The 12,913-nt window shown below is 74.7% G+C and carries 15 protein-coding genes; 3 read left to right on the top strand and 12 right to left on the bottom strand.

Annotated elements, in window-relative coordinates; all coding sequences use genetic code 11:
- Nucleotides 1-109: 109 nt before the first annotated feature.
- From ACN9MS_RS10210 to ACN9MS_RS10200, 3 genes are all read right to left on the bottom strand, one after another.
- Nucleotides 110-601 carry a hypothetical protein gene (locus ACN9MS_RS10210; protein WP_426308532.1) on the bottom strand — a complete coding sequence of 164 codons (492 nt, stop codon included), beginning with the start codon at nt 599-601 and terminating at the stop codon, nt 110-112.
- Nucleotides 598-1,248 (bottom strand): hypothetical protein, encoded by a 651-nt coding sequence (locus tag ACN9MS_RS10205; RefSeq protein WP_426308531.1) that lies wholly within the window; start codon nt 1,246-1,248, stop codon nt 598-600. The genes ACN9MS_RS10210 and ACN9MS_RS10205 overlap by 4 nt, the downstream gene beginning before the upstream one ends.
- Before the next feature lie 95 nt (nt 1,249-1,343).
- Nucleotides 1,344-1,790, bottom strand: coding sequence for a type II 3-dehydroquinate dehydratase (locus ACN9MS_RS10200; RefSeq protein ID WP_426308530.1), 447 nt, complete (start codon nt 1,788-1,790; stop codon nt 1,344-1,346).
- A 119-nt stretch (nt 1,791-1,909) separates the two neighbouring features.
- Here ACN9MS_RS10200 and ACN9MS_RS10195 point away from each other — a divergent pair, with 119 nt between their 5' ends.
- Both ACN9MS_RS10195 and ACN9MS_RS10190 read left to right on the top strand, forming a co-directional pair.
- Nucleotides 1,910-2,056: a hypothetical protein gene (locus ACN9MS_RS10195; protein WP_426308529.1), complete on the top strand. Its 147-nt coding sequence runs from the start codon at nt 1,910-1,912 to the stop codon at nt 2,054-2,056.
- A complete protein-coding gene (locus ACN9MS_RS10190; RefSeq protein ID WP_426311788.1) occupies nt 2,053-2,838 on the top strand; it encodes a glycerophosphodiester phosphodiesterase family protein in 786 nt (261 codons plus the stop codon). Before ACN9MS_RS10195 ends, ACN9MS_RS10190 begins: the two co-directional genes overlap by 4 nt.
- 40 nt (nt 2,839-2,878) lie before the next feature.
- On the opposite strand, the gene aroB is transcribed toward ACN9MS_RS10190, so the two are convergent.
- The 3 genes from aroB to aroC form a co-directional block, all read right to left on the bottom strand.
- On the bottom strand, nt 2,879-4,003 hold the full coding sequence (aroB, locus tag ACN9MS_RS10185) for a 3-dehydroquinate synthase (RefSeq protein ID WP_426311877.1): 1,125 nt from the start codon (nt 4,001-4,003) through the stop codon (nt 2,879-2,881).
- 65 nt (nt 4,004-4,068) lie between these two features.
- Nucleotides 4,069-4,671, bottom strand: a complete 603-nt coding sequence (locus ACN9MS_RS10180; protein WP_426311787.1) for a shikimate kinase — start codon at nt 4,669-4,671, stop codon at nt 4,069-4,071.
- Entirely contained in the window at nt 4,671-5,888 is a 1,218-nt protein-coding gene (gene aroC / locus ACN9MS_RS10175) for a chorismate synthase (protein WP_426311786.1), read from the bottom strand. Before aroC ends, ACN9MS_RS10180 begins: the two co-directional genes overlap by 1 nt.
- A 178-nt stretch (nt 5,889-6,066) precedes the next feature.
- Between aroC and ACN9MS_RS10170 the strand changes: the two genes are divergently transcribed.
- On the top strand, nt 6,067-6,762 hold the full coding sequence (locus ACN9MS_RS10170) for a prepilin peptidase (RefSeq protein WP_426311785.1): 696 nt from the start codon (nt 6,067-6,069) through the stop codon (nt 6,760-6,762).
- A 53-nt stretch (nt 6,763-6,815) separates the two neighbouring features.
- On the opposite strand, the gene ACN9MS_RS10165 is transcribed toward ACN9MS_RS10170, so the two are convergent.
- From ACN9MS_RS10165 to ACN9MS_RS10140, 6 genes are all read right to left on the bottom strand, one after another.
- Nucleotides 6,816-7,694 carry a shikimate dehydrogenase gene (locus ACN9MS_RS10165; RefSeq protein ID WP_426311784.1) on the bottom strand — a complete coding sequence of 293 codons (879 nt, stop codon included), beginning with the start codon at nt 7,692-7,694 and terminating at the stop codon, nt 6,816-6,818.
- Nucleotides 7,691-8,845, bottom strand: a complete 1,155-nt coding sequence (mltG, locus tag ACN9MS_RS10160; RefSeq protein ID WP_426311783.1) for an endolytic transglycosylase MltG — start codon at nt 8,843-8,845, stop codon at nt 7,691-7,693. Before mltG ends, ACN9MS_RS10165 begins: the two co-directional genes overlap by 4 nt.
- Nucleotides 8,842-9,360, bottom strand: a complete 519-nt coding sequence (ruvX, locus tag ACN9MS_RS10155; protein WP_426311876.1) for a Holliday junction resolvase RuvX — start codon at nt 9,358-9,360, stop codon at nt 8,842-8,844. Before ruvX ends, mltG begins: the two co-directional genes overlap by 4 nt.
- 14 nt (nt 9,361-9,374) lie before the next feature.
- Nucleotides 9,375-12,062: an alanine--tRNA ligase gene (gene alaS, locus ACN9MS_RS10150; protein WP_426311782.1), complete on the bottom strand. Its 2,688-nt coding sequence runs from the start codon at nt 12,060-12,062 to the stop codon at nt 9,375-9,377.
- A gap of 71 nt (nt 12,063-12,133) precedes the next feature.
- Nucleotides 12,134-12,493, bottom strand: a complete 360-nt coding sequence (locus ACN9MS_RS10145; RefSeq protein ID WP_253049333.1) for a hypothetical protein — start codon at nt 12,491-12,493, stop codon at nt 12,134-12,136.
- Nucleotides 12,493-12,888 (bottom strand): DUF948 domain-containing protein, encoded by a 396-nt coding sequence (locus tag ACN9MS_RS10140; RefSeq protein WP_378232630.1) that lies wholly within the window; start codon nt 12,886-12,888, stop codon nt 12,493-12,495. The genes ACN9MS_RS10145 and ACN9MS_RS10140 overlap by 1 nt, the downstream gene beginning before the upstream one ends.
- Nucleotides 12,889-12,913: the final 25 nt, after the last annotated feature.

Genomic DNA, 12,913 nt, shown 5'->3' with positions numbered 1-12,913 from the left:
TTCGTCTTCCTGTCGGAGGGTCTGCGGTCTCCGCCCCACGCGGAGCCGCGTGCCGGGACGGCACGACAGGGTCCTCGAGGACGGGATGCGGAAATGGGCCTTGACGATCTTACCGGAGCGCGACGAGGACCGCGTTCGCCACGACGCCCACGGTCGCCGCCCAGCACATCGAGGCAAGGGTTCCGATGACGAACCGCTCGGACGCGACGGGGTGCTCGCGCAGCTCCGGGTAGCGCCCGAGGCCCTTGATCGCCACGACGAAGGCGATCCCGCCGGGTTCGCCGGCGAGCAGGCAGCCGGTGATCGCGAACCGCTCGAGGATCCCGATCCACGTGCCGCCGCGCAGCGCCTTCACGGCCTCGGTGCCGATGGGCCCGGTCGCGGGGGGCGGTGGCGGGGGGACGGGGACCGCGGCCGGGTCCGTCGCAGCAGCCCGAGCCCTCGTGCGCCCCGCACGACCGGAGCCCGCACGGGCCGGGTCGCCGGAACGTGCCGCGGCGCGCAGCACCCACTGCGTCACGGGCCCCCCGCCGAGCACGCTCGCGACGAGCGCGACGACCCACACCAGCACGACCAGCACGACCGACACCGGGTCCGTCATCTTCCGCCCTCCCGCAGATCTTCCGCCGGCTCACGCCGACGGCTCGCCCCGAGCTCGTCCAGCAGCCTCGCCACCACCGGCCGCACTGCCGCCTCCTCGGGCCACAGAGCGACGCGCAGCCGCTGGCTGACCGCCTGCTCGGACACCCCGAGCGCTCGGGCCACATCCTTCTGGGTGCCGCCCACACGCGCGAGCGTGTCGACCGCCTCCCACCCCGGCGCGGTCCGCCGGTCCACGACCGCGGCGAGCAGGCGCAGGAGCGCCTCGACCTCGGCGGCGCGCGACGGCGGCTCGCCGCGGACGGCGACGGGCGCGGTGGCCGCGCGCGACTTGGCCTGCTCGACCGCCTCGCGCGCCCGCACGAACGCCTCCCCCGACGCCTCGCGCGAGACCGCGGGCAGCGGCTCGTCGACGGCTCCCGCGCCGACCCCGACGCTCCAGCCGCCGTCGCGCAGCAGGTCCAGCACGACCTCGACCACGGTGCCGGCGTCGTCGAGCACGCCCTGCACCTCGTCGCCCACCGTCCGGTCGAACGGGACCACGAGCCCGGGCCGACCAGCCAGGAGCACCTCGAGGCGCGCGAGCACCTCGGGCACGCGGTCGCGGTGACCGGTGCTCCCCCGCTGGTCGACGGTGAGGACGAACATGCGATCCAGGGTAAACCCTTGAGAGGAGCACATCAAGCATGAGGGCTTGATGAAAGGCGATCAAGGGGGCAGCAGCCGCGTGCGCAGACGGCCGGTCAGCCGCGCAGTCGAGCCGCGAGCGCCTCGAGCGCGAGCCGGTACGAGTCGAACCCGAATCCCGCGATCGTGCCGGTCGCAACCGCCCCGACCACGGAGTGGCTGCGGAACGCCTCGCGCGCCGCGGGGTTGCTCAGGTGCACCTCGACGAGCAGGAGGCCGGAGGTCGTGACCTGCGCCGCGGCGTCGCGCACCGCGTAGGAGTAGTGCGTGAACGCGGCCGGGTTGAGCACCACGTGGGCGCGGGCGTCGACGGCCTCGTGGAGCCAGCCCACGAGCTCGGACTCGTCGTCGGTCTGCCGCACGTCGACCGTGAGGTCGAGCGCGTTACCCCACGCGAGGGCGGACTCCTGGAGGTCCGCCATCGACGCCGAGCCGTAGATCTCCGGCTCGCGCACACCGAGCCGGCCGAGGTTGGGTCCGTTGAGGACCAGCACGCGTTCCATGGCGCCCGAGCCTAGCGGCGCCGGCTCCGTCCGTGCCGCGCGGGCTCTCCCCGTGACCGGACCACGGGGCGGGCACGGCTCGACGAGCGTCGGGCGTCCCCGTCGTGCACGCTGGCCGGGTGAGCCTCTCCGCCGTCCCCCGCGCCCGCCGGGTCCGGCACGTGCCTACCGAGGGGCGGCAGCCGCTCGGGCTTCCGGTGCGGCGCCCGGGCGGCATCGCCGGCGTCAGCGGGCTCGTCGACCGCGCCGCCCGGAGGCCGGCGTGAGCGCCACGACGAGCAGTGCCGGCAGCGGCTACCTGGAGGCGCCGTTCGTCGCGCTCGCGCACCGCGGGTTCTCCCGCGAGGGCCTGGAGAACTCGATGGCGGCGTTCGCCGCCGCTCGCGACCTCGGGCTGCGGTACGTCGAGACGGACGCCCACGCGACGTCGGACGGCGTGGCCGTCGCGCTCCACGACGCGTCGCTGGACCGCACGACGGACGCGCACGGACTCGTGGCCGACCTCCCGTGGCGCACCGTGCGCGCGGCGCGGATCGGCGGGACGGAGCCGGTGCCGTCGCTCGAGGACGTGCTGGGCACGTGGCCGGACCTGCGGGTGAACGTCGACGTGAAGTCGGCGGCGGCCGCCGGGCCGGTCGCCCGGGCGATCGAGCGCACACGTGCGCACGACCGCGTGTGCGTCGCGTCGTTCGCGGCCTCGCGCCGGGAGGCGACGGTGGCGCGGCTGTCGCGTCCCGTCACGGTCTCGGGCGCGCGCGGGGCGGTGGTCGGCATGCTCCTCGCCGGCCGAGCGCGGGCAGACGCGCTGGCCCGCCGCGCGGCCCGGTCGGTGGACTGCCTGCAGGTCCCCGTGCGCGGGGGCTGGGTGCGCGTCGTCGACTCGGGGTTCGTCCGGGCCGCGCACCGGGCGGGTGTCGCGGTGCACGCGTGGACGGTGAACGACCGCGCGACGATGCACCGGCTGCTCGACCTCGGGGTCGACGGGATCGTCACCGACCGCGCCGACCTGCTGCGCGACGTGCTCCGCGCGCGGGGGCTGTGGGCGTGACCGGACCGGCCCGCGCCGGCCGGGGCGCGGACGCGGCGCTTCAGAGCGCGACGGGGCCGCGTCCTACCGGCGCGTCGGCCGCGATCTCGGCGTAGGCCGCCGCGAGGAGCGTCGGGTCCGGGCCCTCGAGGCGGGTGGGCCGCGCGACGTCGTCGAGCACGACGAACCGCAGGAGGTCGCCGCGCGACTTCTTGTCGCGCCGCATGGCGGACAGGAGCTGCTCCCAACGGTCGCCGCGGTACGTGAGCGGCAGGCCGAGCGAGCCGAGGATCGCGCGGTGTCGCTCGACGACGGCGTCGTCGAGCTTCCCGGCGAGGCGCGACAGCTCGGCCGCGAACACCATGCCGACGGACACCGCGGCGCCGTGGCGCCACTGGTAGCGCTCCGTGAGCTCGACCGCGTGGCCCAGCGTGTGCCCGTAGTTGAGGATCTCGCGCAGGCCCGCCTCCTTGAGGTCCTCCCCCACGACGCGTGCCTTGACCGCGATCGAGCGCTCGACGAGCTCGGCGACGACGGCCCAGGTCTCGCCCGTGGTCGGGCGCGTGCCCCAGGCGCTCAGCGCGTCCGCGTGCTCCTCGACGAGCTCGAGGATGCGCTCGTCGGCGATGAAGCCCGTCTTGACGACCTCCGCCATGCCGGCGACGAAGTCCCAGCGCCCGAGGGACTCGAGCGCGGCGAGGTCGCACAGCACGCCCGCGGGCGGGTGGAACGACCCGACGAGGTTCTTGCCCTCGGCGGTGTTGATGCCCGTCTTGCCGCCGACCGCCGCGTCGACCATCGCGAGCAGCGTGGTCGGCACGTGCACCACGCGGATGCCGCGCAGCCAGGTGGCCGCGACGAACCCGCCCAGGTCGGTCGTCGCGCCGCCGCCGACCGTGACGACCGCGTCCGTGCGCGTGAAGTCCAGCTGGCCGAGCACGCCCCACAGGAACGCCGCGACCTGCGCGGTCTTGGCCTCCTCCGCGTCGGGGACCTCCGCGACGTACGTCTCGTAGCCCGACGCCTTGAGGTCCTCGTGGACGACCTCGGCCGTCGCGGCGAGGGCCGCGGGGTGGACCACGAGCACGCGGCGCACCCGGTCGCCGAGCATGGTGGGGAGCTCGCCGAGCAGGTGCCGGCCCACGACGACGTCGTACGGCTGGTCCCCGGCGACCCGCACGCGCATCGGCGCGGGGCGCTCGTCGGTCGGCCCGGCGACGGGCTCGGTGTCCGGGGTGGGGGTCGTGTCGCTCACGCGTTCTCCTGTTCGGCCGGGGTGTCAGCGGGGGCGGGCGCCGCGGCACGGTCCGCCGCGCTGTCCGCGAGGTGTGCCCGGATCTCGTGGGCGACCTGCGCGGGGGTGCGCGCGTCGGTGACGACGTGCAGCGTCGCGACCCGCTCGTAGACGGGGCGTCGCGCCTCCATGAGCGCGGCCCACCGCGCGCGGGGGTTGCCCAGGAGCAGCGGGCGGGACTGGTTGAGCCCGACGCGCGGGGCCGCGTGGGCGAGGCTCACGTCGAGGAACACGACGGTGCCGCCCGCCGCGACGTAGGCCGCGAGGGCGGTCTGGGTGTGCTCGTCGAGGACGGCGCCGCCGCCGAGGGCGAGCACGCCGTCGTGGGTGGCGAGCGCGGTCGTCACGGCCTCGCGCTCGAGCTCGCGGAAGTGCGGTTCGCCGTGGTCGACGAAGATGTCGGCGACCGGCTTGCCCGCCGCGGACTCGACGTCGGAGTCGGTGTCGCGCTGCGCGAGACCCAGCAGGTCGGCGAGGTGCCGCGAGACCGTCGACTTGCCGCTGCCGGGCGGGCCGACGAGGACGACGACCGGGCGCGTGCCCGGGGGGACGGGCGTCATCAGCGCTGGAGCTCCGGGATCGCGGCGAGGTAGGCCTCGGCGTTGCGGCGGACCTCCGCGACGGAGTCGCCGCCGAACTTCTCGAGCGCCTGCTCCGCGAGCACGAGCGCGACCATCGCCTCGGCGACGACCGCCGCCGGCGGGACGGCGCACACGTCGGAGCGCTGGTGCTGGGCTTTGGCGACCTCACCCGTCACGACGTCGACCGTCGCGAGCGCGCGCGGCACCGTCGAGATGGGCTTCATCGCGGCGCGCACGCGCACGACCTCGCCGTTCGACATCCCGCCCTCGACGCCGCCTGCGCGGTTGCTCAGGCGGTGGATCCGGCCGTCCGCGCCGCGCTCGATCTCGTCGTGCGCGGCGGACCCGCGGCGGCGCGCGGTGTGGAAGCCGTCGCCGACCTCGACGCCCTTGATGGCCTGGATGCCCATGAGCACCGCGGCGAGCCGCGCGTCCAGGCGCCGGTCGCTCTGCGCGTAGGTGCCGAGGCCCGACGGGACGCCGTAGGCGAGCACCTCGACGACGCCGCCGAGCGTGTCGCCCGCCTTCTGGCACTCGTCGATCTCGGCGACCATCGCGGCGGACGCCGCGGCGTCGAAGCAGCGCACCGGGTCGGCGTCGAGCGCGGCGACGTCGTCGGGCCCGGGCACCGCAGCGTCCTCGGGCACCTCGACGGGGCCGATGCCCACGACGTGCGACACGAGCTGGACGCCCAGCGCCTGCTCGAGGAACTTCGCCGCCGCGGCGCCGAGGGCGACGCGTGTCGCCGTCTCGCGCGCCGACGCCCGCTCCAGCACGGGCCGGGCATCGTCGAACCCGTACTTGCGCATGCCCACGAGGTCGGCGTGGCCGGGGCGCGGGCGCGTGAGGGGACGGTTGCGCGCGATCTCGCGCACGTCACCCGTGCCGGCGTCGACCTGGAGCGCCTCGGGCGGCACCGGGTCGGACGACATGACGTCGACCCACTTGGGCCACTCGGAGTTCGCGATCTCCAGCGCGAGCGGGCCGCCCTGGGTCACGCCGTGACGCAGCCCGCCCAGCACGCGCAGCACGTCCTGCTCGAACTTCTGGCGCGAGCCGCGCCCGTACCCGAGGCGACGGCGCGCGAGCGCGGCCTTCACGTCGTCCGTCGTGAGCTCGACGCCCGCGGGCAGCCCGTCGAGGATCCCGACCAGCGCCTCACCGTGCGACTCACCCGATGTCAACCAACGCAGCATGATCGCCATCCTCCCACGTCGGCGCCCACGTCCCGGCGGGCGCCCGCACTACGGACCGGCGGGCGCGGACGGCGACCCGGGCGTGCCGGGACACCGGGATCAGGGAGGCGGACGCGCGGTCCGGCGCGCTGTGGACGACGGCGGCGCGCGCGGAGGCGGGCGCGCTACGGTGCCACGCATGGTCCAGCAGGGGGACGGGACGACGACGGACGGTACGGTGGCGCGGGTCGCCGCCCCGGTGGCGGCCGAACGGGTGGTGGGCGACGACGAGCGCCCTTGGGCGCGACGCCGGGGCGACGACCTGGTCCGGGAGCTGCGGCTCTCCGGGCCGCGCGGGGCCGTTCTCGCGGGGCTCGCCGCGACCGGCACGGCGTGGTGGTCGGGTCCGTCGTGGGCGACGCCGGCCCTCGTGCTCGTGGCCACGGCGGGAGCGCTCGTCGCCGTGGTCGACGCGCGCACGCACCGGCTGCCCGACGTGATGGTCCTGCCGACATGGTTCGGCGCCGTGCTCCTGCTCGGCGTCGCCGCGGTCGGCACCGGTGACGGCGCCGCCCTCGGCCGCGCTCTCGCCGGCGGCTTCCTGGGCTTCGGGGCCTACGCCGCGCTGCGGATCGCGTACCCGCCCGGGCTCGGCTTCGGCGACGTGAAGCTCGCGGGGATGCTCGCCACGCCGCTCGCCTGGCTCGGCTGGGGCGAGCTCGTCGCCGGCCTCGTCCTGCCGTTCGTGCTCGGCGGCGTGTGGGCGCTCGCGCTCGTCGTCACGCGCCGCGCGCGCCGGGGCACCGCAGTCCCCTTCGGCCCGTTCATGGTCGTCGGGGCAGGGGCCGCCGCCGTGCTCGGCGACGCGGCACTTCGGGCGTACGCCGTCGCCTGACGGCGGGTCCCGACGCGCCGGATTGCCCTGGCCTACGGTCTCCCGGTCAGCCGTCAGGCCGCGATGCCGAGGGCAGCCCCGAGCGCCTGGTCCATCGCGGCGAGCGGGGCCACCTTGCCCGTCATGAGGCGCACCTGCTCGGCTGCCTGGTGCAGGAGCATGCGCTCGCCGCCCACGACGACGCCTCCCGCCGCGGCCCAGGCCGCCGAGAGCGCCGTGGGCCGGGGGTCGTACACGACGTCGAGCAGCACGCCTGCGACGGGCGCGGCCGCCTGTGCCAGGGCCTCGGCCACCGGGTCGGCCGCGCCCGACGGAAGCGTCGCGACGACCGCGTCGGCCTGGCCGAGGCGATCGACCAGAGCCGGGGACGACGCGTCGAGGATCTCGAGACGCGGCTCGACGCCCATGCGGTGCGCCGCACGCTGGAGCGTGCCGGTGCGCCCGAGCGAGCGCACCATGACCGTCGGCGCGGTGCAGCCGAGCTCGGCGAGCGCGGCCATCGTGGACGCGGCGGTCGCCCCCGCGCCGAGCACGACGGCCGTCCGCGCGTCCCGCTCCCCCAGGCCTTCCCGGAGCGCGGCGACGAGCCCGTGCACGTCGGTGTTCGTCCCGACGAACGTCGGCCGCCGGCCGCCCGTGGGCTGCACGACGAGCGTGTTCACGGCGCCGACGACGTTCGCGAGCGGGTCGACGTGGTCGAGCAGCGGGATCACCGCGTGCTTGAGCGGCATGGTCAGGCTGAGGCCCGCCCACGACGCGTCGAGACCGTTGACCAGCGCCGGGAGCTGCTCCTCGGTCGTGTCGATCGCCTCGTACGTCCAGCCGTCGAGACCGAGCGCCTCGTACGCGGCGCGGTGGAGCACCGGGGAGAGCGAGTGGGCGACGGGGTGGCCGAGGACGGCCGCCCGTCGCGGCGCGCGTCTCGCGCTCACCCGTCGTTCTCCGCGAGCCACTGCCGGTACTCCTGCTTGAACTGCTCGAACTCCGCGTACTTGTCGGTGAACTTCGTCTCGCCCGTCTCCAGGTTGACCGTGACGTACCAGAGCCACGGGCCGGCGGGGGCGTTCATGACCGCCTCCACGCTCTCGCGGCTCGGGCTGCCGATCGGCGTCGGGGGCAGGCCCTGGTGGACGCGTGACGCGTAGGGCAGGTCGGGGTTCTGGAACTCCTCGGTCGTGATCTGGTCGGCCGGCTTGCCGAGCCCGTAGACGTCGATCGCGTCCATGCCGAGTGGCATGCCGTCCTCGATGCGGTTGTAGATCACGCGCGCGACCATCCCGCGCTGCTCCGCGTTCTTGCCCTCCCACTCGACGATCGACGCCATCGTGAGCACCTCCTGGAACCGCTCCGGAGGGACGCCGAGGTCGGCGAGCTCGCTCGTGGTCTGGCTGACCATGCCCTGGATGATGCCCGTGGCGTTGACGTCTCCCGGCTCGAGGACGTACGTCGTGGGGTACAGCCAGCCCTCGTAGTTGCCGTTGGCCTCGGCCGGCAGGCCGGTGGCGGCGGTGTCAGCCATCGCCGCCTCGAAGTCCGCGACCGGGATACCGGTGACCGACGACGAGCGCTCGAGGATCTGCTTGACCGTGAAGCCCTCGGGGATCGTGATCTTGGTCTCGACGCGCGAGTCGTTCGCGACGAGGCGCGCGACGGCGTCCTTGGCCGGCATGCCGAGGAGCAGGGTGTGGGTGCCCGGCTGGATCTTCCCCGCGTTCGGGTTCTCGTCGAACGCCTTCGCGAAGGCCGCCGAGCTGGCGACGACGCCCGCCTCGGTGAGCACCGCGCCCATGTCGCGGCCGGTCGAGCCCGGCTCGATCGTGACGTCGACGGGGTCGGTTCCCGGGCCCTCGTAGTCCTTGGCCTCGAGCGGGTTGTCGAACCCGAAGAGGTCGGAGGCGTTGTTGAGCAGCAGGTACCCCGCGCCACCCACCACGAGGAGGGAGACGAGCAGCACCACGAGGGCGCGACGGCGCCGGCGCTGGCGTCGCTTCTTCGCCGCCCGGCGGGCGCGCTGCTCCGAGCGCGACGAGCGCGCGGGCTGCTGCTCGCCCTGGACGGCGGGCCGTTCGAACAGGTCGGTCACGGTCGGTGGTCTCCTGTCGGGTCTACAGGTTCTCCGGCGCGCACCCCCGCGCCCCGCTCGGCGTCGAGAGCGGATTGCAGAATGATAACGGCGGCGGCCTGGTCGACGACGCTGCGGTGCTTCTTGCCGGCGCGCCCCGACGCGTGCAGCGCCTGGTGGGCGCTGACGGTCGACATCCGCTCGTCGACGAGGTGCACCGGCACCGGTGCGACGACGCGTGCCACCCGTCCAGCGTACGCCCGCGCACCCTGGGCGGCGGCACCCTCGCTCCCGGAGAGGTGACGAGGGAGGCCCACGTAGACCACGCGGGCCCCGCGCTCCTCGGCCTCGGCCGCGATCCGCGCGATGTCCGAAGGGACGGCAGCGCCGGCGCGCGTGTCGCGTGCGAGCGTCTCGACCGGGGTCGCCACGAGCCCGTCGGGGTCGCTCGCCGCGAGCCCCACACGCACGCTGCCGACGTCGACGGCGAGGCGCGCCCCCCGAGCGAGGGGGGCACGCTCGTCGTCACCGGGCAGCGGAGGGACGCCTGTCACGCGGCGACCGCGGCGCCGTCACGCACGCCCTGGAGGGCGGCGGGCAGCGCGGACGCGTCCGTGCCCCCGCCCTGGGCCATGTCGTCCTTGCCGCCGCCACCGCCGCCCAGCGTCTGGGCGGCGGCCTTGGCGAGCACGCCGGCACGCAGGCCTGCGGCACGGGCCGACGCGTTGGTCACGACGACCACCTGCGGGCGGCCCTTCGCGACGCCGCCGACGGCGACGACAGCGGGCTCCGACTCGCCGAGGCGGCCGCGCACGTCGAGCGCGAGCGCGCGGAGGTCGTCCGCGGAGGCGACCTCGCCAGCATCGTGCACGACGACGCGCGTGCCGCCCGCGAGCTCCGCGCCCGCGGCGAGCGTGCCGGCCACCGCGAGGAGCTGGCCCTGCCGGAGCTGCGCGAGCTCCTTCTCGGCGTCGCGCAGGCGCGACACGAGCGAGCTCACGCGGTCCGGCAGCTCCTCGGTCCGCACGTTGAGCAGACCCGTGAGCTGACCCACGAGCGCGTGCTCCTTGGCCTGGAACCCGTACGCGCCGTCACCGACGAGCGCGTCGACGCGGCGGACGCCCGAGCCGATCGACGACTCGCCGAGCAGCGTCACGAGGCCGAGCTGGCCCGTCTGCTGCACGTGCGTCCCGGCGCACAGCTCGCGCGACCAGTCGCCGCCGATCGACACCACGCGCACGACGTCGCCGTACTTCTCGCCGAACAGCGCCATGGCGCCGAGCGCCCGCGCCTCGGTGATCGGCATGAGCTGGTCCGTGACCTCGAGGTTCTCCTGGAGCTGGGTGTTGACCCGCTCCTCGATCTCCGACAGCGCGCCCGCGGGCACGGCCGACGAGCGACGGAAGTCGAAGCGGATCCGGCTCGGCGCGTTCTCCGACCCGGCCTGGGTCGACTCCTTGCCGAGCGACTCCTGGAGCGCCTTGTGGATCATGTGGGTCGCCGAGTGAGCACGGCTGATCGCCTTGCGGCGGTCGCGGTCGATCGTCGCGGTGCCCGGGTCGCCGAGCGCCGCGGTCCCCTCGACGAGGCGGCCGCGGTGCACGGACAGGCCCTTGATCGGGCGCTGCACGTCGTCGACCTCGATGGTCGCGCCGCCGTCGAGGACGATCGTGCCGTGGTCGGCGAGCTGGCCGCCGGCCTCGGCGTAGAACGGCGTGCGGTCGAGCACGACCTCGACGTCGGCCGGCGCGGTCGCGGCGGGCGCGGGCACGCCGTCGACGAGCAGCCCGGCCACGCGCACGGCGGCCGAGGACTCCGTGTACCCGAGGAACTCCACCGGCGCCGAGAGCTCGCCCGCGAGCGACTCGTAGGCGGCGGTGTCCACGCCGCCCGAGCGCTTGGCGAGCGCGTCGGCACGGGCGCGCTGGCGCTGCTCGGTCATGAGCGCGCGGAACGCCTTCTCGTCGACCTGGACGCCCTGCTCGGCGGCCATCTCGAGCGTGAGGTCGATCGGGAAGCCGTACGTGTCGTGCAGGGCGAACGCCTGGTCACCGCCGAGCAGCGGCACCCCGCCCGTCCCCGCGGCGGCCTTGGCCTTGGTGACGGCCGTGTCGAGGATCGTCGTCCCCGAGGTGAGGGTGCGCCGGAACGCGTCCTCCTCGGTGTAGGCGACGTTCGAGATGCGCTCGAAGTCGGTCGCGACCTCCGGGTACGACGGGGCCATCGCGTCACGGCTCACCGGGAGCAGCGCGGGCATCGCGCGGTCCTCGACGCCGAGCAGGCGCATCGCGCGCACGGAGCGGCGCAGCAGGCGGCGCAGCACGTAGCCGCGGCCCTCGTTCGAGGGGCGCACGCCGTCGCTCATGATCATGAGGGCCGAGCGGACGTGGTCGGCCACGACGCGCATGCGGACGTCGTCCTCCCGGTTCGCGCCGTAACGCCGACCCGAGAGCGCCTCGGCGGCCGCGATGACGGGGAAGACCTCGTCGATCTCGTAGAGGTTGTCCTTGCCCTGGAGCAGGTACGCGACGCGCTCCAGGCCCATGCCCGTGTCGATGTTCTTGCGCGCGAGCTCCGAGACGATCCGGAACTCCTCCTTCGACCTCACGTCGTCGATCGCGTACTGCATAAACACGAGGTTCCAGATCTCGAGGTAGCGGTCCTCGTCGACGACCGGGCCACCCTCCTGACCGAACTCCGGGCCGCGGTCGATGTAGATCTCCGAGCACGGGCCGGCAGGGCCGGGCTGGCCCGTGGACCAGTAGTTGTCCTTCTTGCCGCGCGCCTGGATGCGCTCGTCGGGCAGGCCGGCGATGCGCTTCCAGAGCTGCCGCGCCTCGTCGTCGTCGTGGTAGACGGTCACCCAGACCGTCTCCGGGTCGAACCCGTACTTGCCCTCCTCGCGCGAGCCCGTGACGAGGTCCCAGGCGTAGGTGATCGCGCCTTCCTTGAAGTAGTCCCCGAAGGAGAAGTTGCCGTTCATCTGGAAGAACGTGCCGTGGCGGGTCGTCTTGCCGACCTCGTCGATGTCGAGCGTGCGCACGCACTTCTGGACGCTCGTCGCACGGTCCCACGGCGGGGTCTGCTCACCCGTCATGTACGGGATGAACGGGACCATGCCCGCGATGGTGAAGAGCGTGGACGGGTCCGGGGAGACGAGCGACGCCGAGGGCACGACGGTGTGGTCGCGGTCGGCGAAGTAGTCGAGCCAGCGCTTGCGGATCTCGGCGGTGCGCATGATGTCCTTCGGGGCAGTCGGTGGGTCGTGCGGGGTGCGTGCTGTGGGTCGCGGCGGCCGGGCCGCGCGTCCTAGAAGGAGTAACCGAGGAGGTCCTCGACGTCGTCCGTGTCGTCGAACGGGCTGGGGTCTCCCGCGGCCGGGCGCGTGTGGCGGCCGGCCGCGCGGCGCGCTCGGACGACGTCCGGGTCCTCCTGGCCCTCGGCGAGGAGCGCCGCCATGAGCTCCTGCTCGCGCGCGTCGCGCGCGAGCGTGAACTCGGTGCGGAAGTCCCGGGCGATCTCCACGACCTTCTCCCCCAGGCCGTTGACCTGCTCCGTCGCCTGGTCCACGAGCGACGCGGGCGCGTACCGCGCGAGGATCTTCTTGCCGCGGACGACGACCACGACCGTGATGGCGACCCCGACGCCGATCCAGAAGACGCGGCGCATCAGCGCGACCCCCCGGCAGGTCCGGCGCCGTCCGACGAGCGGCGCCCGCCGAACGAGCGGGCGGCGGCCTGGCGCACGCCGTAGGTGAACGCGGCGACCTTGACCAGCGGGGCGCCGAACGTCGCCGCGTACAGACCCGTGAGCGCAGAGACGTTCTCGCTCACCTGGGCTGCCGACGTCGTGATCGTGTCGACCTTGACGAGCTGGCTGTTGGTCGTGGCGACGGTCGTCGCGGCCTCGTCGAGGATCGGGACCGAGTGGTCCGTGACCTCCTTGATGCTCGCGCGCGCCTCGTCGAGCACGCGGCCGAGCTTGAGGAGCGGCACCGCGAGCAGGCCGACGAGCAGCACGAACGCGATGGCTGCGATGAGGCCGGCCACGTCTCCCAGGGACATTCTTCCTCCAGTGCCAGTCACGGTG

The organism is Cellulosimicrobium sp. E-16 (assembly GCF_049913115.1).
Classification (GTDB): Bacteria; Actinomycetota; Actinomycetes; order Actinomycetales; family Cellulomonadaceae; genus Cellulosimicrobium.
This window is presented reverse-complemented; position numbering and strand designations above follow the sequence as displayed.

Excerpts from the sequence above, each read along its gene's own strand:
- aroC (WP_426311786.1), bottom strand. The coding sequence starts at position 5,888 with ATGCTGCGTTGGTTGACATCGGGTGAGTCGCACGGTGAGGCGCTGGTC.
- ACN9MS_RS10170 (WP_426311785.1), top strand. The coding sequence starts at position 6,067 with ATGGTCCAGCAGGGGGACGGGACGACGACGGACGGTACGGTGGCGCGG.
- ACN9MS_RS10205 (WP_426308531.1), bottom strand. The coding sequence starts at position 1,248 with ATGTTCGTCCTCACCGTCGACCAGCGGGGGAGCACCGGTCACCGCGAC.
- alaS (WP_426311782.1), bottom strand. The coding sequence starts at position 12,062 with ATGCGCACCGCCGAGATCCGCAAGCGCTGGCTCGACTACTTCGCCGAC.
- ACN9MS_RS10200 (WP_426308530.1), bottom strand. The coding sequence starts at position 1,790 with ATGGAACGCGTGCTGGTCCTCAACGGACCCAACCTCGGCCGGCTCGGT.
- aroB (WP_426311877.1), bottom strand. The coding sequence starts at position 4,003 with ATGCGCGTGCGGGTCGCCGGGGACCAGCCGTACGACGTCGTCGTGGGC.
- ACN9MS_RS10140 (WP_378232630.1), bottom strand. The coding sequence starts at position 12,888 with ATGTCCCTGGGAGACGTGGCCGGCCTCATCGCAGCCATCGCGTTCGTG.
- ACN9MS_RS10210 (WP_426308532.1), bottom strand. The coding sequence starts at position 601 with ATGACGGACCCGGTGTCGGTCGTGCTGGTCGTGCTGGTGTGGGTCGTC.
- ACN9MS_RS10145 (WP_253049333.1), bottom strand. The coding sequence starts at position 12,493 with ATGCGCCGCGTCTTCTGGATCGGCGTCGGGGTCGCCATCACGGTCGTG.
- ACN9MS_RS10180 (WP_426311787.1), bottom strand. The coding sequence starts at position 4,671 with ATGACGCCCGTCCCCCCGGGCACGCGCCCGGTCGTCGTCCTCGTCGGC.